21 protein-coding genes are annotated in these 23,363 nt (G+C 54.6%); 5 read left to right on the plus strand and 16 right to left on the minus strand.

Going from position 1 to position 23,363, the window contains the following annotated elements; genetic code table 11:
- Positions 1-234 precede the first annotated feature (234 nt).
- Positions 235-1,488 (minus strand): serine hydroxymethyltransferase, encoded by a 1,254-nt coding sequence (gene glyA / locus AC6I8R_RS15495; protein WP_013510106.1) that lies wholly within the window; start codon positions 1,486-1,488, stop codon positions 235-237.
- A gap of 338 nt (positions 1,489-1,826) precedes the next feature.
- On the opposite strand from glyA, the gene hmpA reads away from it, so the two are divergent.
- Positions 1,827-3,011 carry an NO-inducible flavohemoprotein gene (gene hmpA / locus AC6I8R_RS15500; RefSeq protein WP_497832551.1) on the plus strand — a complete coding sequence of 395 codons (1,185 nt, stop codon included), beginning with the start codon at positions 1,827-1,829 and terminating at the stop codon, positions 3,009-3,011.
- Between the two features lie 61 nt (positions 3,012-3,072).
- Here the strand turns inward: hmpA and glnB are convergent, their stop codons facing one another.
- The 4 genes from glnB to AC6I8R_RS15520 all read right to left on the minus strand — a co-directional run bounded on the left by glnB (position 3,073) and on the right by AC6I8R_RS15520 (position 6,920).
- On the minus strand, positions 3,073-3,411 hold the full coding sequence (glnB, locus tag AC6I8R_RS15505; RefSeq protein ID WP_007886217.1) for a nitrogen regulatory protein P-II: 339 nt from the start codon (positions 3,409-3,411) through the stop codon (positions 3,073-3,075).
- A gap of 78 nt (positions 3,412-3,489) precedes the next feature.
- Entirely contained in the window at positions 3,490-4,821 is a 1,332-nt protein-coding gene (gene glrR / locus AC6I8R_RS15510; RefSeq protein ID WP_021184370.1) for a two-component system response regulator GlrR, read from the minus strand.
- Positions 4,821-5,489 carry a two-component system QseEF-associated lipoprotein QseG gene (gene qseG, locus AC6I8R_RS15515; protein WP_415175668.1) on the minus strand — a complete coding sequence of 223 codons (669 nt, stop codon included), beginning with the start codon at positions 5,487-5,489 and terminating at the stop codon, positions 4,821-4,823. Before qseG ends, glrR begins: the two co-directional genes overlap by 1 nt.
- A gap of 3 nt (positions 5,490-5,492) precedes the next feature.
- A complete protein-coding gene (locus tag AC6I8R_RS15520) occupies positions 5,493-6,920 on the minus strand; it encodes a sensor histidine kinase (RefSeq protein WP_021184372.1) in 1,428 nt (475 codons plus the stop codon).
- Between the two features lie 133 nt (positions 6,921-7,053).
- Here AC6I8R_RS15520 and AC6I8R_RS15525 point away from each other — a divergent pair, with 133 nt between their 5' ends.
- Positions 7,054-7,272 carry a hypothetical protein gene (locus AC6I8R_RS15525; protein WP_152521885.1) on the plus strand — a complete coding sequence of 73 codons (219 nt, stop codon included), beginning with the start codon at positions 7,054-7,056 and terminating at the stop codon, positions 7,270-7,272.
- A gap of 226 nt (positions 7,273-7,498) precedes the next feature.
- Here the strand turns inward: AC6I8R_RS15525 and purL are convergent, their stop codons facing one another.
- Positions 7,499-11,389, minus strand: coding sequence for a phosphoribosylformylglycinamidine synthase (gene purL, locus AC6I8R_RS15530; protein ID WP_497832552.1), 3,891 nt, complete (start codon positions 11,387-11,389; stop codon positions 7,499-7,501).
- Positions 11,390-11,658: 269 nt separating this feature from the next.
- Here purL and mltF point away from each other — a divergent pair, with 269 nt between their 5' ends.
- On the plus strand, positions 11,659-13,119 hold the full coding sequence (mltF, locus tag AC6I8R_RS15535; protein WP_021184374.1) for a membrane-bound lytic murein transglycosylase MltF: 1,461 nt from the start codon (positions 11,659-11,661) through the stop codon (positions 13,117-13,119).
- Here the strand turns inward: mltF and tadA are convergent.
- Positions 13,116-13,613 carry a tRNA adenosine(34) deaminase TadA gene (gene tadA / locus AC6I8R_RS15540; RefSeq protein ID WP_021184375.1) on the minus strand — a complete coding sequence of 166 codons (498 nt, stop codon included), beginning with the start codon at positions 13,611-13,613 and terminating at the stop codon, positions 13,116-13,118. The genes mltF and tadA overlap by 4 nt on opposite strands.
- Positions 13,614-13,665: 52 nt before the next feature.
- Positions 13,666-14,304 carry a phosphatidylglycerophosphatase C gene (gene yfhb, locus AC6I8R_RS15545; RefSeq protein WP_021184376.1) on the minus strand — a complete coding sequence of 213 codons (639 nt, stop codon included), beginning with the start codon at positions 14,302-14,304 and terminating at the stop codon, positions 13,666-13,668.
- A 201-nt stretch (positions 14,305-14,505) separates the two neighbouring features.
- Here yfhb and AC6I8R_RS15550 point away from each other — a divergent pair, with 201 nt between their 5' ends.
- A complete protein-coding gene (locus tag AC6I8R_RS15550) occupies positions 14,506-15,345 on the plus strand; it encodes a MurR/RpiR family transcriptional regulator (RefSeq protein WP_021184377.1) in 840 nt (279 codons plus the stop codon).
- 106 nt (positions 15,346-15,451) lie between these two features.
- On the opposite strand, the gene AC6I8R_RS15555 is transcribed toward AC6I8R_RS15550, so the two are convergent.
- The gene (locus AC6I8R_RS15555; protein ID WP_497832553.1) at positions 15,452-16,312 is read right to left on the minus strand and encodes a glycosyltransferase family A protein; all 861 of its coding nucleotides are present in this window, start codon (positions 16,310-16,312) and stop codon (positions 15,452-15,454) included.
- Positions 16,313-16,586: 274 nt separating this feature from the next.
- On the opposite strand from AC6I8R_RS15555, the gene AC6I8R_RS15560 reads away from it, so the two are divergent.
- A complete protein-coding gene (locus AC6I8R_RS15560; RefSeq protein ID WP_497832554.1) occupies positions 16,587-16,835 on the plus strand; it encodes a YfhL family 4Fe-4S dicluster ferredoxin in 249 nt (82 codons plus the stop codon).
- On the opposite strand, the gene acpS is transcribed toward AC6I8R_RS15560, so the two are convergent.
- From acpS to lepA, 7 genes are all read right to left on the minus strand, one after another.
- Positions 16,832-17,212: a holo-ACP synthase gene (gene acpS / locus AC6I8R_RS15565; RefSeq protein ID WP_021184380.1), complete on the minus strand. Its 381-nt coding sequence runs from the start codon at positions 17,210-17,212 to the stop codon at positions 16,832-16,834. The two genes, AC6I8R_RS15560 and acpS, sit on opposite strands and share 4 nt — an antisense overlap.
- The gene (gene pdxJ, locus AC6I8R_RS15570; RefSeq protein WP_021184381.1) at positions 17,212-17,943 is read right to left on the minus strand and encodes a pyridoxine 5'-phosphate synthase; all 732 of its coding nucleotides are present in this window, start codon (positions 17,941-17,943) and stop codon (positions 17,212-17,214) included. The genes acpS and pdxJ overlap by 1 nt, the downstream gene beginning before the upstream one ends.
- 59 nt (positions 17,944-18,002) lie before the next feature.
- A complete protein-coding gene (gene recO, locus AC6I8R_RS15575) occupies positions 18,003-18,731 on the minus strand; it encodes a DNA repair protein RecO (RefSeq protein ID WP_497832555.1) in 729 nt (242 codons plus the stop codon).
- Between the two features lie 3 nt (positions 18,732-18,734).
- Positions 18,735-19,640 carry a GTPase Era gene (era, locus tag AC6I8R_RS15580; RefSeq protein ID WP_021184383.1) on the minus strand — a complete coding sequence of 302 codons (906 nt, stop codon included), beginning with the start codon at positions 19,638-19,640 and terminating at the stop codon, positions 18,735-18,737.
- A 45-nt stretch (positions 19,641-19,685) separates the two neighbouring features.
- Entirely contained in the window at positions 19,686-20,366 is a 681-nt protein-coding gene (gene rnc / locus AC6I8R_RS15585) for a ribonuclease III (protein ID WP_021184384.1), read from the minus strand.
- A 109-nt stretch (positions 20,367-20,475) separates the two neighbouring features.
- The gene (gene lepB / locus AC6I8R_RS15590; RefSeq protein ID WP_021184385.1) at positions 20,476-21,447 is read right to left on the minus strand and encodes a signal peptidase I; all 972 of its coding nucleotides are present in this window, start codon (positions 21,445-21,447) and stop codon (positions 20,476-20,478) included.
- A 9-nt stretch (positions 21,448-21,456) separates the two neighbouring features.
- A complete protein-coding gene (lepA, locus tag AC6I8R_RS15595; RefSeq protein ID WP_021184386.1) occupies positions 21,457-23,256 on the minus strand; it encodes a translation elongation factor 4 in 1,800 nt (599 codons plus the stop codon).
- Positions 23,257-23,363 lie beyond the last annotated feature (107 nt).

The raw sequence follows: 23,363 nt of genomic DNA on the forward strand, positions 1-23,363 counted from the left end.
CGTGAGTCAGTTCGGGGTGGACAGGGATGGACTTCCCCGAACGGTCCGTCGGCACGACGTTGAAGCCGAAGGCACCGCGTCAGCGGCGCGAGGACTGCCCGGCAGCAGCAGAGGGGCTATGGTCCACAGCAGAATACGCATAAAAAAAGCTGCCATTCCTTAAAAATGGCAGCCTTAACTAACCAGCATTATGGCTTAACGCCATCCTTTCTATCGGTTCGAACTCAGGCCTTATCAGGCATAAACCGGCAGACGTGCGCAGATATCCAGCACTTTCTGTTTGGTACGTTCGATGGTGGCTTCGTCGTTGATGTTGTCCAGCACGTCAGCAATCCAGCCAGCCAGTTCACGCACTTCCGCTTCTTTAAAGCCACGACGGGTTACCGCCGGGGTACCGATACGGATACCAGAGGTCACAAACGGGCTTTTCGGATCGTTCGGCACGCTGTTTTTGTTGACGGTGATGTTGGCACGGCCAAGCGCGGCATCCGCTTCTTTACCGGTCAGGTTTTTGCTCACCAGGTCAATCAGGAACAGGTGGTTGTAGGTGCCACCAGAAACGATGTTGTAACCGCGCTCCAGCAGCACTTCCACCATCGCTTTGGCGTTTTTGGCTACTTGCTGCTGGTAAGTTTTGAACTCAGGCTCCATCGCTTCTTTGAACGCAACCGCTTTACCGGCGATAACGTGCATCAGCGGGCCACCCTGACCACCCGGGAACACCGCGGAGTTCAGTTTTTTGTACAGCTCTTCGTCACCGTTTTTCGCCAGGATCAGGCCGCCACGCGGACCCGCCAGGGTTTTATGGGTGGTTGAGGTTACGATGTGTGCATGCGGAACCGGGTTCGGATAGACGTCAGCAGCGATCAGGCCAGCAACGTGTGCCATGTCCACGAACAGCCAGGCGTCCACGCTGTCAGCGATTTCACGCATTTTTGCCCAGTCAACCACGCCAGAGTATGCCGAGAAACCGCCAACGATCATTTTCGGCTTATGGGTTTTCGCCAGTTCAGCCAGTTCGTTGTAGTCGATTTTACCGGTTTCATCGATGCCGTACGGCACCACGTTATACAGTTTACCGGACAGGTTAACCGGAGAACCGTGAGTCAGGTGACCACCGTGCGCCAGGTTCATACCCAGAATGGTATCGCCCGGTTGCAGCAACGCGGTGTACACCGCAAAGTTAGCCTGAGAACCGGAGTGCGGCTGTACGTTAGCGTAATCTGCGCCAAACAGCGCTTTGGCGCGATCGATCGCCAGCTGTTCAACGATATCAACGTATTCACATCCGCCGTAGTAGCGTTTGCCCGGATACCCTTCCGCGTATTTATTGGTGAGCTGTGAACCTTGCGCCTGCATAACGCGTGGGCTGGTGTAGTTTTCAGAAGCAATCAGTTCAATGTGCTCTTCCTGACGCACTTTCTCTTGCTCCATCGCCTGCCACAACTCGGCATCATAATCGGCAATGTTCATATCACGCTTTAACATCCGCATCTCCTGACTCAGCTAACTTTTTTAACGGCAGTTTAAGCCCCGCTAAGGGGCGAAGGCCAACAGTGTAAACCGTTTTGGCAGGTGACGGTAGCCGCAATCCTTTCTTTTTACGCAAACGATTGGCAAGGCGCTGGAACGGGTTTTTTACGCATTTTTGCAACCCTGTGAATCACGATATTTCCTCAGCATGAAGCGGAAAAAATTTCAGGTTTGAGAGGCGGATTCCAGAGCAGGCGAAAGATCCCGCAACGATCAGGGGGATTTACAACCCCTGCGCCTGGATTATAAGATGCATTTTAAATACATCTTTTAAATTGCCATGAGGATTCACCATGCTCGACGCGCAAACCATCGCTACCGTTAAATCGACCCTGCCCGCCATTGCCCAATTAGGCCCCCAGCTCACCGGCCATTTCTATCAGCGAATGCTGACGCAGCACCCGGAACTCAAAGACGTGTTCAACATGAACAACCAGCGCAGCGGTAATCAGCGTGAAGCGCTGTTCAATGCCATCTGCGCTTACGGCGCCAATCTGGAGAACCTTGCGGTGTTGTTGCCCGCGGTCGAAAAAATCGCCCAGAAGCATGTCAGCCTGAATATTCAGCCGGAGCAGTACGCTATCGTGGGTGAGAATCTGCTGGCGACCATTCAGGAACTGCTGAACCCCGGCGAGGAAGTCTTACAGGCCTGGGGTAAAGCCTATGGGGTATTGGCTGAGGTGTTTATCCAGCGCGAAGAAACCCTTTATCGCACGTCAGAGGCGAAAATCGGCGGCTGGCGTGGCGCGCGTGATTTCCGCATCCGCGCCATTCAGCAGCAAAGCAGCGTGATTAAAAGTTTCGAGCTGGCCCCCGTCGATGGCGAGGCAGTGGCAGATTTCTTACCTGGTCAGTATCTGGCGATCAGTCTGCGCCCGGACAACACAGGAAATCTGCAACACCGCCAGTACTCCTTGACGCATCAACCCAATGGTCAGTGCTACCGCATTGCGGTGAAACGTGAAGATCTGGGCACGGTGTCCGGCTGGCTGCACGATCGGGCAAAAGTCGGTGATGTGGTGCAATGCGCGGCACCGGCGGGAGATTTCTTCCTGCAAGTGACACCGACCACACCCGTCACGCTGATCTCAGCAGGTGTCGGTCAAACGCCAATGCTGGCAATGCTCGCCACGCTGGCTGCACAGACGCATCCGGCGGCAGTTAACTGGCTGCATGCGGCGGAAGATGGCAAACAACATGCGTTTGATGAAGAAGTCAAAGCGTTGGGCAGCCGCCTGCCGCATTTTGCCAGCCATATCTGGTATCGCCAGCCCGCTGCCGAAGAGACGGGGCGTTACGATGCGGCGGGATTGATGGATTTAGGCTCCGCTTCTGCCGCACTGGGCGAGGCAGACCGTCAGTTCTGGCTGTGTGGCCCGCTGGCGTTTATGCAATTTGTCGCTCGCCAGTTGCTGGATGCCGGCATCGATGCGGAACGTATTCATTACGAGGTATTTGGTCCGCATAAGGTGTTGTAAATCCTGTAATAAAAAAGCCCGCAACGCGAAACGTTGCGGGCTTTTCAGCAATTCGAGGGGCTTAGATCGCCTCTTCGTCCTCTTCGCCGGTACGGATACGCACCACACGCGCAACATCGAAGACAAAGATTTTACCGTCGCCGATCTTGCCGGTCTGCGCGGTTTTCATGATGGTTTCAACGCAGGTATCAACGATATCGTCGCCCACCACCATTTCGATTTTTACTTTCGGCAGAAAGTCGACCATATACTCAGCACCGCGATACAGCTCGGTGTGACCTTTCTGACGACCAAAACCTTTCACTTCGCTGACCGTCATCCCGGTGATGCCAACTTCGGCTAACGCCTCACGTACATCATCGAGTTTGAATGGTTTGATAATTGCATCGATCTTTTTCATGACAGATCCTTTTTTCACTCCCTCCGTGGCCGGACGGGTAACAGATAGTATAAGTGTTTCTGCCGCAGCCGCAGCAAGCTACTCTTTAAAATCGCTGGCGTCCAGTTCATGGCGCGACAGCAGCTTATAGAATTCAGTGCGGTTGCGTCCAGCCAGACGCGCCGCATTAGTCACATTTCCTTTGGTCATTTGTAGCAGCTTGCGCAGATAATTCAGCTCAAACTGGTTACGCGCTTCGACAAAGGTCGGCAATGCCGTATTTTCACCCGCCAGCGCCTGCTCCACCAGCGCATCGCCAATCACCGGCGAGGTACTCAACGCCACGCATTGCTCGATCACGTTCACCAACTGACGCACATTGCCCGGCCAGCTGGCACCCACCAGGCGTTTCATGGCATCCACCGAGAAACTGCGCACAAAAGGTTTATGGCGATCGGCAGCCTGGCGCAGCAGATGATTCGCCAGCAGCGGAATATCCTCGGCGCGTTCGTGCAACGCCGGGATCTTCAGATTCACCACGTTGAGGCGATAGTAAAGATCTTCGCGGAAACTCTTCTTCTCCATCGCTTTGGGCAGATCACGATGGGTGGCGGAAATGATCCGCACATTGATACTGACATCATTGTTGCTACCGAGCGGGCGCACTTTACGTTCCTGCAACACGCGCAGCAGCTTAACCTGCAATGCCTGCGGCATATCACCAATTTCATCAAGGAACAGCGTACCGCCTTCCGCCGCCTGAAATAACCCTTCACGCGCGCTCACCGCCCCGGTAAATGCGCCTTTGGCGTGGCCGAATAGCTCCGATTCCAGCAATTGTTCCGGCAATGCCCCGCAGTTGATGGCGATAAAGGGTTTGCTGGCACGCGGGCTGGCGGCATGAATCGCCTGCGCCAGCACCTCTTTACCCGTACCGCTCTGGCCGTTGATCAAAATGCTGACATCAGATTGCGCCACCATATGTGCCTGTTCCAGCAGTCGCAACATTAACGGGTTACGTGTCACGATCGCTTCCCGCCAACTGTCATCGCTGGCCGGGGCGCGTTGTGCCAGCGCCTCATCAATGGCTTTATACAGCGCGTCACGATCCACCGGTTTGGTGAGGAAACTGAATACCCCCTGCTGGGTGGCTGAGACGGCTTCCGGGATCGATCCATGCGCGGTCAGGATGATGACGGGCAACCCCGCATGACGCTTCTGAATTTCGCCAAACAGCGCCAGGCCATCCATTTCATCCATTCGCAGATCGCTAATTACCAGATCGACCTTCTCTTTTTGCAGATGGCGTAACGCCTCCGGGCCGGAGGCCGCAGTTGCTACCTGATAGCCTTCACTGCTCAAACGCATTCCCAACAGCTTGAGTAAACCAGGATCGTCATCCACCAGCAATAATCGTGCGGCCTGTTTCATTAGGGCTGCTCCTCATTGGTGCTGCTGCTGTGTGCACTGTCGCTGCTGTCGGGTGCCTTACGCGAGGACAACTGGCGCTCGATATCGGTCAGACGCTCCAGCTTGTGTTGCGTATCATCCAACGATTTACGCAGCGTGCGTTGCTGCTGACGCAGGCTATCCAGTTCAGCGTCGCTGCTCTGTTGCAGACGCGTATAGCGGCCTCGCGCCTCGCTCAGTTCAAGCTGGGCGGCCTGATTGCTGCGCCACAATTGAATCAGTGGACGAACGGCAGCAGGAAATGCGGTGCTATAGCTATCCAGCGTCTCCACATAATCACGGCGCTCCTGTGGCGTCACGTTGCCATTCGCCAGCAATACGCCCTGCTTAAAGGCGCGTGACCAACTTTGCACCGGCCAGCGGCGCGCCTCCGCTCGGGCTTCCGCCGGGGAGAGCCGCTCAGCACAATCAATCGCCCGTTGCCAATACAAAGGGTTATTCATCGCGGCAAGATAATCGATTTGCCAGATGTTGCCACAATCGGTTGCCAGATAGTCCGGCAGCCGTACCTGCGGCTCCGGCAGCGTTGCATCTTCACGCAGGGCGCTGTTGTTGGTCGGTGCATGGCAGCCCGCCAGGCCAAAGACCATCAAGCCAGCTGCGAGTAAGTTACTGAGGGATAATTTCATTGATCAGGCATTCCCGGCGGTGGTAGTCAAAATAATACGAAAACAGACATCCGCATCCTTGCGCGTCACCAATTGCAAATCACCCTGCATCCTGCGCAGGCAATCTTTAGCAATGCTTAAGCCCAGCCCGCTGCCTTTAACCGGCCCTTTGCGCTGCTGGCTGCCCTGATAAAAAGGCTCAAAAATCATCGCCTGCTCCTCAGCCGGAATGGGTGTGCCGGTGTTTGCCACCTCAATCCACACCTCATCGCCCTTCTGTTGGCTGTGCAGCCAGATGTTACCGGATTCGCTACCGTAGTTCACGGCGTTCGAATACAGGTTATCGATCACCCGTTGCAACAGGGTGGTTTCCGCCAGGCAATGGTTCACCTGCAAATCAACGTGGGTATTCATCTGCCGGGCATGGGCGGGCAATGAATGTGCCTTCACCACGGTATCGATGATGCTATCCAGCGCCACCGTTTCCAGCGCCATTGGGCCATCTGCCAGTTTGCGGTTGTAGTCCAGCAATTGCTCAATCAGGCGTTGCAGATGACGACTGCTGGTATCGAGGATCGCCACCACTTCCTGCTGCTCACTGTTCAATGGACCGGCCACCTGATCGGCCAGCAGCTCCGTACCCTCACGCAGGCTGGCAAGCGGTGTTTTCAGCTCATGTGACAGGTGGCGTAGAAACTCATGCCGCTGCGTCTCCAGCCAGCTAAGGCGTTCGCTTAACCATACGATCCGTTGGCCGAGGGAGCGGATTTCTCGCGGACCACCAAAGCTGACACTGTCGCCCAGCGCTTTCCCTTCGCCCAGCCGGTTGATCATACGTTCGACGCGCTTGACCGGACCAATAATCATCCCGGTAAACAACAGCACCAATGCCAGACTGATCAGGAACAATATCAGTGCCTGCCAGCCAAAAAACTGACCGCGATCGGCAATTTCACGCTGCAATTGCAGACCACGGGAAAAGACCACTTCGCGTGTGGCCTGGACCATCTGCGCATTGGTATCGGAGAAACGTTCCAGCGCCGCCGCAGCGGGGGCTGCCGGATTGCCATTGGTGCATTGCAGCGTTTCGAGCTGTGGCAGCGTTGCGGATAAGACTTTGAACGCGGGTAACTCCGGCAGGCTGGCCGCGTGGCTACTGAGCATCTGGTCGTAGCGCACCCGTTGCGACTGGTACAAATGGGCCAGGGTCTCGTCACCCAGCACACAATATTGCCGATAGCTGCGTTCGAGTTCGATGGCCGTACGTGCCATCGCTTCGCTTCGGCGCACATCGGTAAAGGTGTTGCGATTGGTATCCGCCGCCTGATTACTCAGCGCCGAAAGGCTTTCCCATGCCTGCCAGGCCAGCACCAACAAGGGCAGCAGCACCAGCAGGAACGCCATCAACACCAGTTGACGCAACGATCGGGGAAACAGACGCCATCTCTTCACAACAGATTTCCTTAAAATTTGACTGAGGAATGCTAGCGGAGTCTGACAGCGGAAGAAAGTACAGATAAGAAAACGGCAGGCGCGATGCCTGCCGTTAAGCGCGATGCCGAATGCCTCGCGCAGGAATAAGGTGGTGCCTAACTCAACGTTACGTCCGATGCTTGATAACGTTGCAAAGCAAGCGATTATCGGTTGGGTGGACGGCAGGCACCGTTTGGTGCGTCATTCAGTTTTTATGAGCTCAACCGCAATGCGGGGCAATCATAAGCAGGAGAATGAGCAACGCAAAGATTATAGCAAGTATCGTGCCAAAAATAAAATAGTGTTTATTATCAGACAAATGCCCGAGTGAATGTCCGACTGGCGGGAAATTTTTACCGTCCGGTCCGGTAAAGTGTCGCTAATTAGCAACGGGTTTCAGGGGTAAAAATTACCACTAATAATATCAATGAGTTAGATGTCACCTTTTGGCGACATGATAACCGTAGCGGTGTCGCCATTTTCCGACATTCAATAAAAAGGGCGCCCTGATGGACGCCCCTGATGCACGATAAATCGCGCTGCTACAAGCGGTGCGGTTAACCCAACTGCTTACGTGCGTTGCGGAAAATACGCATCCACGGGCTGTCCTCGCCCCACTCTGCCGGGTGCCAGGAGTTGCTGACGGTACGGAATACGCGCTCCGGGTGCGGCATCATAATGGTGACGCGACCGCTTTCGTTGGTCACGGCGGTGATACCGTTCGGCGAGCCATTCGGGTTGGCCGGATAGGTTTCCGTCACCTTACCGAAGTTGTCGACGAAGCGCAGCGCCACCAGACCTTTGCTTTCCAGCGCGGCCAGATGGGCACCATCGCGCACTTCAACAAAACCTTCACCGTGCGACACGGCGATCGGCATACGCGAACCGGCCATACCGTCCAGCAACAGCGACGGGCTGGCAGCAACTTCCACCAGGCTGAAGCGCGCTTCAAAACGTTCTGACTGGTTACGTACAAAGCGCGGCCACAGTTCGCTGCCCGGCACCAGCTCGCGCAGGTTGGACATCATCTGGCAACCGTTACACACGCCCAGCGCCAGCGTCTGTGGACGATGGAAGAAGTTTTCAAACTCATCGCGCACGCGGCTGTTGAACAGAATCGATTTCGCCCAGCCTTCACCGGCACCCAGCACGTCACCGTAGGAGAAGCCGCCACAGGCCACCAGCGCGTGGAACTCTTCCAGGCCGCGACGGCCCGCCAGCAGATCGCTCATATGGACGTCAACGGCGGTGAAACCAGCACGATGGAACGCGGCTGCCATTTCAACGTGCGAGTTCACACCCTGCTCACGCAGCACGGCGACGCGAGGGCGTGCACCGGTGGCGATCATCGGTGCAGCCACATCTTCTTCTGGTTTGAAGGTCAGATGGACGTTCAGGCCCGGGTCGTTGTCGTTTTTCTTCGCGTCGTGTTCCTGATCGGCACAGGCCGGGTTATCACGCAGGCGTTGCATCTGCCAGGTGGTTTCTGCCCACCAGGTACGCAGCGTGGTACGGCTTTCGCTGTACACCGCGTGATCACCAGAACGGATAACAAAGCGATCGCCCGGCAGCGCCTGACCAATCACATGTACGTTGGTCGCCAGACCGTGGTCAGCGAAGGTCTTCAGCACTGCATCACGATCGGCTGCGTTGATCTGAACCACCGCACCCAACTCTTCGGTAAACAGCGCGGCCAGCGCATCGCTGCCCAGTGCGGCGATATCTGCCTCAACACCGCAGTGGCCGGTAAACGCCATCTCAGCCAGCGTCACCAGCAGACCGCCGTCGGAACGGTCATGGTAGGCCAGCAGTTTCTGCTGTGCCACCAGCGCCTGAATGGCGTTGAAGAAGCCAGCCAGTTGCTGTGCATCGCGCACGTCGGCCGGTTTGTCGCCCAGTTGACGATAAACCTGTGACAGCGCAGTCGCGCCCAGGGTGTTGGCACCGTTGCCGAGGTCCACCAGCAGCAGCAGGTTGTCTTTGTCCGCCTGTAGTTGCGGGGTGACGGTACGACGCACGTCTTCAACGCGGGCAAACGCGGTGATCACCAGCGACAGCGGTGAAGTCATTTCGCGTTGTTCATTGCCTTGCTGCCAGCGGGTTTTCATCGACATGGAGTCTTTACCCACCGGGATGGTGATACCCAGCGCCGGGCAAAGTTCTTCACCCACCGCTTTCACTGCTTCATACAGACCGGCATCTTCACCCGGATGACCAGCAGCCGACATCCAGTTCGCAGAGAGCTTAACGCGCTTCAGCGAACCGATTGCCGTGGCCGCCAGGTTAGTCAGCGCTTCACCCACCGCCAGACGGCCCGAAGCTGCGAAGTCGAGCAACGCCACTGGCGCGCGTTCGCCCAGGGCGAAAGCTTCACCGTAGTAACTGTCGAGGCTGGCCGTCGTCACTGCACAGTTAGCAACCGGGATCTGCCACGGACCAACCATCTGGTCACGCGCCACCATACCGGTCACGGTACGGTCGCCAATGGTGACAAGGAAGGTTTTCTCGGCCACGGTCGGCAGGTGCAGCACGCGGTTTACCGCATCGGCAATGGTGATGCCGTCACGCTGCAACGCTTCGCCTTGCGCCTGCTGACGGACTACGTCACGCGTCATCTTCGGCGTTTTACCCAGCAGCACGTCGAGCGGCATGTCGATCGGTTTGTTATCGAAATGGCTGTCGGCGAGGCTCAGATGCTGTTCTTCAGTGGCTTCACCGATCACCGCGTAAGGGGCGCGCTCGCGTTTGCACAGTTCATCAAACAGCGGCAATTTGTCCGGTGCAACCGCCAGCACATAACGTTCCTGCGATTCGTTACACCACACTTCCAGCGGGCTCATGCCTGGCTCATCGCTCAGCACATCACGCAGATTGAAGCGTCCACCACGGCCACCATCGCTCACCAGCTCCGGCATGGCGTTAGACAGACCGCCCGCGCCAACGTCGTGGATAAACAGAATCGGGTTAGCTTCACCCAACTGCCAGCAGCGGTCGATCACTTCCTGGCAGCGACGTTCCATTTCCGGGTTGTCACGCTGAACGGAAGCGAAGTCGAGGTCGGCATCAGACTGGCCAGAAGCCATCGACGATGCCGCACCACCACCCAGACCGATGTTCATCGCCGGGCCACCCAGTACAATCAGCTTGGCACCAACAACGATCTCGCCTTTCTGAACATGGTTGGCACGGATATTACCAATGCCGCCTGCCAGCATGATGGGCTTGTGGTAACCACGCAGCTCTTCGCCGTTGTGGCTGTTAACGCGTTCTTCATACGTACGGAAGTAGCCGTTCAGAGCCGGACGACCGAATTCGTTGTTAAATGCTGCGCCGCCCAATGGGCCTTCGGTCATGATATCCAGCGCGGTGACGATACGGTCTGGTTTACCGAAATCTTCTTCCCACGGCTGTTCAAAGCCCGGAATACGCAGGTTGGAAACGGAGAAGCCCACCAGGCCCGCTTTTGGCTTCGCACCACGACCGGTTGCACCTTCGTCACGGATTTCGCCACCGGAACCGGTCGCGGCACCCGGCCACGGCGAAATCGCCGTCGGGTGGTTATGGGTTTCTACTTTCATCAGGATATGGGCTTCTTCCTGATGGAAGTTGTATTCACCTTTTTCAGCATCGGCGTAGTAGCGGCCAACTTCAGAACCTTCCATCACCGCTGCGTTGTCTTTATAAGCAGACAGCACATGATCCGGGGTTTGTTCGAAGGTGTTTTTGATCATTTTAAACAGCGACTTCGGCTGTTTTTCACCGTCGATAATCCAGTCGGCGTTGAAAATTTTGTGACGGCAATGCTCTGAGTTCGCCTGCGCGAACATATAGAGTTCAATGTCGTTCGGGTTGCGGCCCAGTTTAGTGAAGGCATCCAGCAGATAGTCGATTTCGTCATCGGCCAGTGCCAGCCCCAGCGTCGTGTTGGCCTGCTCCAGCGCCTGACGACCACCACCCAGCACATCCACGCTTTTCAGCGGTTGCGGTTCATGGTGCACAAACAGCTGCTGCGCATCGTTGAGATCGCCATACACCGTCTCCATCATGCGGTCATGCAGCAGGCTGGCGAGAGTTTGCCACTGCGCTTCGGTCAGTTCAGGTGCCTGTACGTAGAACGCCATACCGCGCTCCAGACGGAGCACCTGCGGCAGATCGCAGTTGTGAGCGATATCGGTCGCTTTGGAAGACCAGGGTGAAATGGTGCCTGGACGCGGCGTCACCAGCAACAGACGCCCTTGTGGCGCATGCTCGGCGAGAGACGGACCGTATTTCAGCAGACGTTGCAGGCGGGCTTTTTCATCCGCACTCAGCGGCGCGCTGACATCGGCAAAATGGACGTACTCGGCGTAAATATCACTCACCGGCAGATGAGCGTCCTGAAAGCGGGTCAGCAGTTTGTTTACACGAAATGCCGACAGGGCGGGCGAACCACGCAGAATTTCCATCATTAAAGATCTCTCGTCTTCGAAGCGCCGGGCGACGCTTCATTGGGCGCAACAGGGAAAACGGGGCGTATTATAGAGAAACGGCACCGGTTACGAAACCGTTTGCGCAGAATTTATGAGTCTTAGTATTTGCCTGAAAATTGCGCAAATCTTGCTATATAAGTTGCTCCGACTCACTTTGTTGCGCAAAATGCCCTTCGCTCTGGGAGTTCAAAGAAGATCAATACTGCCTATTAAAGACAGAGGCCTTAGAGCCAGCGAGAGACAACTATTTGAAACGCCTGAAATTAAACTATCTGTTCATCGGTCTGATCACCGTGCTGCTTGCGCTGGCACTGTGGCCTTCTATCCCCTGGTACGGGGGTGGTAAAGACGCGATATCGCAGATCAAATCACGGGGAGTGCTGCGCATCAGTACTGTTAACTCCCCGCTGACATACTACACCGTCAATAATGCACCAGCCGGTATGGACTACGAGCTGGCGAAACGCTTCGCCGATTATCTGGGCGTCAAACTTGAGGTAACGGTACGTCCGAACCTCGGTGACCTGTTTGACGATCTCGATGATGGTAAAGCGGATTTGCTGGCGGCGGGCCTGATCTACAACAACGATCGCATCGCCCGTTATCAGACCGGACCGAGTTACTATTCGGTATCGCAACAGCTGGTGTACCGCATTGATAAGCCGCGACCTAAAAATCTCGGTGACCTGAAAGGCCGGCTGGTTGTGCAGTCCGGATCGGCGTACCTGTCAACTTTGCGTTCCGCTAAAGCTGACCATTATCCCGATCTCGATTGGTCAATTGCTGCCGATCAGGGGCAAAAAGCGCTGCTGGAAGCCGTGGCGGATGGCAAGCTGGATTACACCGTGGGGGATTCTGTCACGATCGGCCTTTTGCAACGCATCCATCCCCAGCTGGCGGTCGCCTTTGATATCACCGACGAAGAGCCGGTCACCTGGTATCTGCCACGCGATGAGCAGGATGACAGCCTGAACGCAGCGATGCTCGACTTCTATAGCCAAATGGGTGAAGAAGGCACGATGGCGCGACTGGAAGAGAAGTACCTCGGTCACGTCGGCACCTTTGATTATGTCGATACCCGCACCTTCCTGCGTGCCATCGACAACACGTTGCCGGATATTAAGCCGTTATTTGAAAAGTATGCTTCCAGCATCGACTGGCGCTTACTGGCAGCTATATCTTATCAGGAGTCGCACTGGAATCCGCAGGCAACCTCGCCTACCGGCGTACGCGGTATGATGATGCTGACGCGCAATACCGCCGATAGCCTCGACGTTGCCGATCGGCTTGACCCCGAGCAAAGCATTCGTGGCGGCAGCGAATATCTGCAACGAATGATTGAAAAGGTTCCCACGACCATCCCGGACGATGAACGTATCTGGTTTGCGCTGGCTGCCTATAACATGGGTTACGCCCACATGCTGGATGCACGTAAGCTGACCGCCAAACAAGGCGGCAACCCGGACAGTTGGGCTGACGTGAAGTTGCGTTTACCGATGCTGAGCCAGAAACGTTACTACGCCCAGACCACCTACGGCTATGCGCGCGGCCATGAGGCGTACAATTACGTCGAGAATATCCGTAAGTATCAGATAAGCCTTGAGGGTTACTTACAGGAACAGGAGAAGCGGCTGGCACAACAATCCGCTATGGAAGCAGAACTGGGGGCCGGTTACCCGGCGGTCGAACCCAAAATTGCGATGAATTAACCGGCGTCGCGCTGCGCCTGGCGCAGTGCTTTCTTTTGCTCGCGCCGCATGCGAAAAAAGTCACTCAGCATCGCTGCGCACTCCTCCGCCAACACACCAGAATCGATCTGAATCTGGTGGTTCATCCCGGGATGACCAATCACATCCAGCAGTGAACCCGCAGCACCGGTTTTTTCATCTTTTGCGCCATAGACCAGCCGGGTAATCCGGCTGTGTACCATCGCCCCGGCACACATTACGCAGGGTTCAAGCGTGACGTATAAGGTAGTATCCAGCAGGCGATAGTTTTCCAGCACTTTGCCGCCCTGACGTAGCGCCATGATTTCCGCATGTGCCGTGGGATCATGCTGACCAATTGGTCGGTTCCAGCCTTCACCAATCACCGTATCGCCCTGCACCAGAACCGCGCCAACCGGCACTTCACCCTGCTCCCACGCCAGCCGTGCGAGACGCAATGCGTGACGCATCCAGTATTCATCTGTCTGTGGGTTCACCGGGCAGCTCCTGCGGGTTGTAAAGGCGGCGCATTATAACGGAAACGATGGGTTATTCCAGTTGTTGCAGGTTACCCTGCGGGGTGACACGCCAGCGGTGCTGGCAAAAGAACAACAGCGGGTTGTCCTGTTTACTGTCGCTGTAGCCACTGTATAACTGGAGAGGTGTACCGATTTTCTCCTCCAGTTGCGCCACTTTTTCATGCCCCAGACAACGCATCGCCAGCACCCGTCCACCACGGCCTGGTTTCATCTGACTGGCAATCAGCTGCACACGCGGCAGAAATGACGAATCGAAATAGACCTGCTCCACCAGCGATTGGGGGGAGCCGGTGATTAACCAGACATCCGCATCATCGCTACTGAGATAATCAGTCAGGCGTTGCTGTACCACCGGAAATGCGGTGACGCGCTGACGAAACCAATCGGCAAACTCGGCTTCGCGCTGCACCAGACGCTTTTCACTGTGGCCAAAGGTGATCGCCCATAATAACAAGCTCATCGGCCAACGTGCGGCACGGCCTTTCCACAGCAGTCCTGCGCCGATCACCGGCAACAATGGCAGCACCAGCAAAAGATTCAGCGGCTGATGTCTCAGCAGATAACGCATAAACGTACCGAACATATCCTGCTGATGTAGCGTGCCGTCGAGATCAAAAAACACCACGCGTCGTTGCGTACCCTTTGTCAACCTACTCTCCTGGTATTCTGCCGCATGTGCCTTACAGTGTAGCCAGCATCCGCGGTCGGGGGTGAAAAGTGTCATTTTTAATTCCAATGACTACAATGCCAGCTGAATAGTTTATTCTCTTGGTCGGTAGTCTGTCATGCGACATTCCTGGTCGCCGGGATCAGACTAAAAACGCCTTACGTTCTGAATTAAGGATCGGACATGAGTTCATTGCTGCGGATTCGTCAGCTTTATCCGCGCCTGGCGCTTAACGAGCGTCGTTTGGCGGATTTTTTATTGTCGCAGCCAGATCGCGCACGGCATCTGAGTTCGCAAAAACTGGCGGAAGAATCCGGCGTCAGCCAGTCCAGCGTGGTCAAGTTTGCCCAGAAACTGGGCTATAAAGGTTTTCCGGCATTAAAGCTGGCCCTGAGTGAGTCGCTGGCCGATCGTGATGCCATCACCGTGCACAACCATATTCTCAGCGATGACCCACTGAAAGTGGTGGGTGAAAAACTGTTGGCGGAGAAAATCTCGGCAATTCGCGCCACGCTGGATATTAACAGTGAAGAGATGCTGCTTCAGACATTGCAGTTGCTGAAAAATGCCAATCGCATTCTGCTGGTGGGAATTGGTGCATCCGGTTTGGTCGCCAAAGATTTTTCGTGGAAGTTGATGAAAATTGGCATCAACGCGGTGGCCGAGCAGGATATGCATGCGTTGCTTGCCAGTGTGCAGGCGATGACTGCCGGAGATGTGTTGCTCGCCATTTCGTACACCGGTGAACGGCGCGAAATCAACCTGGCAGCGCAGGAAGCGGCCCAGACCGGCGCGGATGTGCTGGCATTTACCGGCTTTACCCCCAATACCTTGCAGCAGTGCGCTACCCATTGTCTGTATACCGTTGCGGAGGAACAAAGTACGCGTAGTGCGGCAATTTCCTCAACCAGCGCCCAACTCGCTCTGACTGACCTGTTGTTTATGGCGTTGGTGCAGAACGACCCGGAACGCGCCTCCAGCCATATTCGTCATAGCGAAGAATTGGTGAAAAAACTGGTGTAAACCGTGCCGGATATGTAGCGGCGCGATTTATCGCGCTTTTGATTTTGACGTTGTGGTCAGAAAGCGCGATAAATCGCGCCGCTACGAGTAAGGTGATTGATTATTTCTATCGCGCTGCGTACGCGCATAACCAACGCCACCACCATAAGGGACGCCAATATTTTCTTATTTTTGGTGCCGTGATTGACTGTCGGCAATGGCTTTTCACTTTAACCCAGTTAAAATTAAGAAACAGCCGACTGTGACCAAACTCCTTGCCGAAAGTGTCACATTCCTGCTTCTTGCGTAAATCGACGGGCGTATTAACCGATAAATCGCGCTCTAAACTGTGGTAGGTTTTTGCTCTATCCAGAGAGCGTTCATAACACCAAATATCCTTTGGCATATAACGTTGTTGCGAACCCTGATATTTCTGGTATTTCACAAATCGATAATCTTCTGCGCCATAGTGACCACAATATTCTTCATCATAACCATAAAAGCGTAAGAAGCGGGCGCGGCTCATAAAAAAAAGATTGGCATGGCCTTTATAGTATGTCCCATCCGCACGCTTGCGACACAGTTTGTAGAAACGCCGTCCCGGGTTTGCCATGTTCGCCAGAGAAGTCAGCGTGGCTGCCGGGAAAGCGTGGTCGAGATCCGATATTAAGATCTTATCAGATTTGGCATAGGTCACCCCCAGATTACGCGCCCCACCCTGATTCCATTGAATATCAGTCGTAATACGCAACCAGGTGAAATTAATATTCAGCTCAGGAATATCGTAGGCAATTGGTGAGCCGTCATCTACAATAATAAACTCAACCCGATCCAATAACCCATCTGGATAGGTCTCATACCTTTTCAACAGCGATAATACGGAATCGATAGATTCCTGATTGCAATAAAAGTGGGTTATATAACTTAAATCAATATGGGACTTATCACCAGCGTGACGCAGCCTGATTAATTCAGCCGAGGCATCCATTTTCAATCCATCTAACTCATCCTTGATGCCACAGATGCTAACTCAAAACACCCATTATGCTTTCATTAGTAAACATGAAAAAACATTGAGATTATTCGCCTGATAAAAATTCACCGTAAAATTCATCACATTATCACTGAAATTAAATAGATATCAGCGTTTTGCGCTAGCGCAAAACTGATGAAGAAAAAACGGACTTCAGATTGGGGCAAAGATTAAATTATGGTAAGGTGCGCGGCTTATTACTACCCATTAACCAGAAATTCAACAGATCATGGCTTTACTGATTACCCAGCGTTGTATCAACTGTGACATGTGCGAACCGGAGTGCCCTAACCAGGCCATCAGCCTCGGGGATGCCATTTACCAGATCGATAGCGACCGCTGCACCGAATGTGTCGGTCATTATGATGTGCCAACGTGCCTGAGCGTGTGCCCCATTGATAACACCATCATTCCCGATCCACAGCACCCCGAAAGCCGCGAGGCGCTGTGGGAGAAATTTGTGGAGCTATACCACTAATTCTCGATAATCACCGTGGCACAGGCGTAATGGCGCTCATCCGCCAGCGTGACGTGCACATGCTGCACCCCGAGTTGACGGGCAATGTCAGCGGCATGCTGGAAAAAACGCAGCCCCGGTTTGCCCAGCGCATCGTTATAAACCTCAAACTGATTGAACGCCAGACCACCACGGATACCGGTGCCAAACGCTTTGGCTGCGGCTTCTTTCACCGCAAAACGCTTCGCCAGAAAACGCACTGGCTGCTGGTGTGTTTGATATTGCTGCCACTCGGCTTCGCTCAGCACACGACGCGCCAGTCGGTCGCCGGAACGTTCAATCACCCCGGCAATGCGCTCGATTTCAACAATATCGGTGCCCAGTCCGAGAATAGCCATTAACGACGCGCTTCCCGCATCAGTAACTTCATCTCTTTGACCGCCTCAGCCAGACCACTCATCACCGCGCGACCAATAATGGCATGACCGATATTCAGTTCATGCATTTCCGGCAGCGCCGCAATCGGCAGCACGTTATGGTAGGTCAGACCGTGCCCGGCATTCACTTTCAGGCCGAGACTGGCTGCAAAGGTGGCTGCTTTACGAATGCGCTCCAGCTCGGCATCGCGTGCCAGACCTTCGGGTGCTTCCGCATACGCACCGGTGTGAATTTCAATGTAAGGTGCACCGCTCGCCACGGCGGCTTCGATTTGGCGGTGATCGGCATCGATAAACAATGACACCAGAATTCCCGCCTCGCTCAGCTGTTTAACCGCGGCATTGATTTTGTCCTGCTGACCCGCCACATCAAGACCGCCTTCAGTGGTCACTTCCTGACGTTTTTCCGGCACCAGGCAGCAAAAGTGTGGTTTGATGTCACAGGCAATGCCAACCATCTCATCGGTCACCGCCATTTCCAGATTCATACGCGTCTGGATGGTATCGCGCAGAATACGGACGTCACGATCGGTGATATGACGGCGGTCTTCACGCAGATGCACGGTAATACCATCCGCACCCGCCTGTTCAGAAATAAATGCAGCCTGCACCGGATCGGGATAATTCGTGCCACGCGCGTTACGTACGGTGGCGATGTGGTCAATGTTGACCCCTAACAGCAACTCAGCCATGACAATCCTTAACCAGGGTTAGTGAGTTTACAGTGTACCGCGTAGCGGCAGGACTGGCATCATTCGCTCGACGCATCCGGCTTCTTTTTCGGTACAAACTGGCGAAAGAGTTCCTGACTTTTAAGCGGTTTGCCGCCCAGATAGGGCTTCAGCGCCATTCGGGTAAAGCGTTTGGCGGCTCGCAGGCTATCGGCATCAGGGAACTCGCGTGACCACAGCGCCCGCAACTGGCGACCGGTAAAACTACGCTGATTGACCACCAGGCTGGCAATGAAACCTTTCTCATCACGGTAGCTGTAGGTCATACCATCATCCACCGCTTCGCCACTGCCCGCGCAGTGCAGGAAATCAACGCCGTATCCCAGATGTCCGAGTAGCGCCAGTTCGAAACGACGCAAAGCTGGCTCCGGCGTGCCGCTGACGGCGGCAAGCGCCTGGATACAATTCAGGTAATCGAAGAAGAGGTCAGAGAAAGGGATTTCCTGCTCCAGCACCCGCGACAGCAGTTCATTGACGTACAGACCGCAGTAGAGCGTGATGCCACTCAGGGGGAGTGCCAGCGATACCGCTTCAGCGTTACGCAGCGTTTTGACTTCGCCGCGCCCGCCCCAGCGTACCAGCAAGGGGGTAAAAGGTTGTAACGCCCCCTTGAGTTGTGAACGACGTGAACGTGCGCCTTTGGCAAGGACACGCACACGCCCTTCGCTTTCGCTAAACAGATCGAGCAGCAGGCTGGTTTCGCTGTAGGGGCGACTATGCAGCACAAAGGCGCGTTGCCAGCCTTCCATCGGTTAGAGGTCGTCTACATAACCCAGACTGCGCAGCGCACGTTCGTCATCCGCCCAGCCAGATTTCACCTTCACCCACAGCTCGAGGTGAACTTTGGCCTCGAACATCTCTTCCATATCTCTACGCGCTTCGATACCAATGGTTTTGATTTTGGCACCTTTGTTGCCAATCACCATTTTCTTCTGACCATCGCGTTCGACCAGAATCAGGCCGCTGATATCATAGCCACCGCGCTCGTTAGTCTCGAACTTTTCAATCTCAACGGTAACGGAATACGGCAGCTCTGCACCGAGGAAACGCATCAGTTTTTCACGGATGATCTCGGACGCCATAAAGCGCTGCGAACGATCGGTGATGTACTCTTCCGGGAAGTGATGTTCCGCTTTGGGCAGACGCTTGCGTACGATGGCCGCAATGGTGTCAACGTTTTTACCCGTCTCAGCCGAGATTGGGACGATATCCGTGAAGTTCATCTGCTGACCGAGGAACTGGAGATGTGGCAGCAGGATGCTTTTATCCTGGATGTTATCCACCTTGTTCACCGCCAGTACTACCGGCACTTTGCCGTCACGCAGCTTGTTCAGCACCATTTCGTCATCTGGCGTCCAGCGTGTGCCATCAACCACGAAAATTACCAGTTCAACATCACCGATGGAGCTGCTGGCAGCACGGTTCATCAGGCGGTTAATCGCCCGCTTCTCTTCCATGTGCAATCCGGGCGTGTCCACATAGATAGCCTGGTATGGCCCTTCAGTATGGATACCCATGATGCGGTGACGCGTGGTTTGCGGCTTGCGCGAGGTGATCGACACCTTCTGCCCCAGCAACTGGTTCAGCAAGGTGGATTTGCCGACGTTGGGTCGGCCAACAATCGCGACAAAGCCGCAATAAGTTTCGTGTTCGCTCATTCGAGTCCTGACTTAATCAGCACCGGTCAGGGTGCTGCGATGTGACTATTCAAGGCCGAGTTTAATCAACGCCTGTTCGGCGGCGGCCTGTTCTGCTTTACGGCGGCTGGAACCTACGCCCACCACCGGCTCAGCCATGCCACTCACCTGACAGTGAATGGTAAATTCCTGGTCGTGGGCTTCACCACGCACCTGCACTACCAGATACGAAGGCAGCGGCAGATGGCGTCCCTGCAAAAACTCTTGCAGGCGCGTTTTTGGATCTTTTTGTTTATCGCCCGGACTGATCTGTTCCAGTCGCGTTTGATACCAGTCGAGAATTAGCTTTTCGACGGTCTGAATATTGCTGTCGAGGAAAATGCCGCCAATCAGCGCTTCCACCGTATCAGCAAGAATCGATTCGCGACGGAAGCCGCCGCTTTTCAGTTCACCTGGCCCCAGACGTAAACACTCGCCAAGATCAAACTCACGCGCCATTTCTGCCAACGTATTTCCACGTACCAGTGTCGCACGCATACGGCTCATGTCGCCTTCATCAACCCGCGGAAAGCGGTGATACAGCGCATTAGCAATGACATAGCTGAGAATTGAATCGCCAAGAAATTCAAGACGCTCGTTGTGTTTACTGCTGGCGCTGCGGTGAGTCAGAGCCTGTTGCAACAATTCCGGATGAGTAAAAGTGTAGCCCAGTTTGCGCTGCAACTTGTTAATGAGGATGGGGTTCATGCGATTCCAGTTCTTTTGTGCTTCTGTCACTCTGCATACGAAACAGGGCTGAGGTTCCAACACGTTCCGTTTCGTGTGCAGTGGCTCCCCGCAGGGAGCCAACCGTTTATCAGTGAATACCGCCAATGCGACTTAAGCGCACGCCGGTAGGCCACTGTCCTTCTTGTTTCTCAAAGCTCATCCAGATAGCGACCGCTTTACCGACCAGGTTGCGCTCGGGTACAAAGCCCCAGTAGCGGCTGTCGGCGCTGTTATCACGGTTATCGCCCATCATGAAATATTGCCCCTGCGGCACAATCCAGGTCGACTGAGGCTGGCCTGGCTGCTGGTAATACATGCTCGCCTGACTCTGTGCTTCGTTAACCAACAGGATATCGTGCGTTACGCTGCCCAACGTCTCTTTACGTGTACCAAGACGTAAGCCGCCGCGCATCGTTTCGCCCTGCGGTACCTGGAAGAAACCATTACCGGTTTCGTTGCCATCAAAACCGCTGAAGGTCTGAATAAAGCTGCTTGGCTCGATATTGGTATAGGTGATTGGCAGCGCAGTGTCACATTTTCCGTTGCCACAACCCGGATTCACCGTCAGGGTTTTGCTGTACGGATCGTAAACCACTTTGTCGCCCGGCAGACCAATTACGCGTTTGATGTAATCCATGCTCGGATCCTTCGGGTATTTGAATACCGCGATGTCGCCGCGCTGTGGATGACCGGTCGGGATCAGCGTCGTTTGGGTGATCGGATCTTTCAGGCCGTAGGCAAATTTCTCCACCAGGATAAAGTCACCGATCAGCAGCGTCGGCATCATCGAGCCAGACGGGATCTGGAATGGCTCATAAACGAATGACCGAACGATAAATACCACTGCCAGCACCGGGAAAACCGACGCTGCGGTTTCCACCCAACCGGGTTGCGGAGAGACTTTCGCCAGCGTTTTGCTGTCCAGCGTATTACCTGCCTGCGCCTGTGCGGCAACCTGCTTCGCACGACGCGCCGGTGCCCACTTAAAACGATCAATACACCAGATAACACCCGTTACCAGCGTCGCGATCGCCAGAATCAGGGCGAACATATTAGCCATTGAGGTTCCTTATTTGCTGTCTTTACCGACATGCAGAATGGCAAGGAATGCTTCCTGCGGCAGTTCAACGTTACCGACCTGCTTCATTCGCTTCTTACCTTCCTTCTGCTTCTGCAACAGTTTTTTCTTACGGCTAACGTCACCGCCATAGCATTTCGCCAGAACGTTTTTACGCAGCTGCTTGACTGTTGAGCGAGCGATAATGTGGTTGCCGATTGCTGCCTGAATCGCGATATCGAACTGCTGGCGTGGGATCAGATCTTTCATCTTTTCCACCAGCTCACGGCCACGATATTGCGAGTTATCACGGTGAGTAATCAGCGCCAGCGCATCGACACGTTCTGAGTTGATCAGCACGTCGACACGCACCATGTCAGAGGCCTGGAAACGTTTGAAGTTATAATCCAGTGAAGCATAGCCGCGCGACGTTGATTTCAGACGGTCAAAGAAGTCGAGAACCACTTCCGCCATCGGGATTTCGTAAGTCAGCGCAACCTGGTTACCGTGGTAAACCATATTTGTCTGAACACCACGTTTCTCGATACAGAGCGTAATGACGTTGCCGAGGAACTCCTGCGGCAGCAGCATATGACACTCGGCGATCGGTTCACGCAGTTCTTCAATATTATTCAGCGGCGGCAGCTTAGACGGGCTGTCAACATACACCACTTCGCCATCTGTGGTTTCCACTTCATACACCACGGTCGGTGCGGTGGTGATCAGATCGAGATCGTATTCACGCTCCAGACGTTCCTGGATGATCTCCATATGCAGCAGGCCAAGGAAGCCACAGCGGAAGCCAAAGCCCAACGCCGTGGAGCTTTCTGGCTCATAGAACAGTGACGCATCGTTCAGGCTCAGTTTGCCCAGCGCATCGCGGAAAGCTTCATAATCATCAGAGCTGACCGGGAACAGACCGGCATAGACCTGCGGCTTCACTTTTTTAAAGCCTGGCAGCGCTTTATCCGCCGGGTTACGTTGCAGCGTCAGGGTATCGCCCACCGGTGCGCCGAGGATGTCTTTGATTGCACAAACCAGCCAACCTACCTCGCCACATTTCAGCTCGGTACGATCAACCTGTTTCGGGGTGAAAATCCCCAGACGATCGGCGTTGTACACCTGACCGGTGCTGATCACTTTAACTTTATCGCCTTTGCGCAGGGTGCCGTTCTTAATACGAATCAGTGACACAACGCCAAGATAGTTATCGAACCATGAGTCGATAATCAGCGCCTGCAATGGGCCTTCTGGATCGCCTTCCGGCGGCGGAATATCGCGCACCAGGCGTTCCAGCACATCCGGAACACCCACGCCGGTCTTCGCTGAACAGCGTACGGCGTCAGTCGCATCAATACCGACGATATCTTCAATCTCTTCCGCCACGCGCTCCGGGTCGGCCGCAGGCAGGTCGATCTTGTTCAATACCGGTACCACTTCCAGATCCATTTCCATGGCGGTATAGCAGTTCGCCAGCGTCTGTGCTTCTACGCCCTGGCCTGCATCGACCACCAGTAACGCCCCTTCACAGGCCGCCAGAGAGCGGGATACTTCATAAGAGAAGTCAACGTGTCCGGGAGTATCGATAAAATTGAGCTGGTAAGTTTCACCGTTCAGCGCTTTGTAATCGAGCGTTACACTCTGCGCCTTAATGGTAATGCCGCGTTCACGCTCCAGATCCATTGAATCCAGAACCTGCGCCGCCATCTCACGATCGCTCAGGCCACCACAAATTTGAATCAAACGGTCTGACAGCGTCGATTTGCCGTGGTCGATATGAGCGATGATGGAGAAATTTCGTATGTGCTTCATTTATATGAATATCTTCACGTAGAATATCAGTTGAATACTTGAGCACAGACATATTCAGGAAATGGAGTTTTACCTGGAAACCTGTCAGCCTCATTAATGACGACGCA

The sequence above is a fragment of the Pantoea sp. X-Soil-OKNW-713 genome (genome assembly GCF_059730685.1).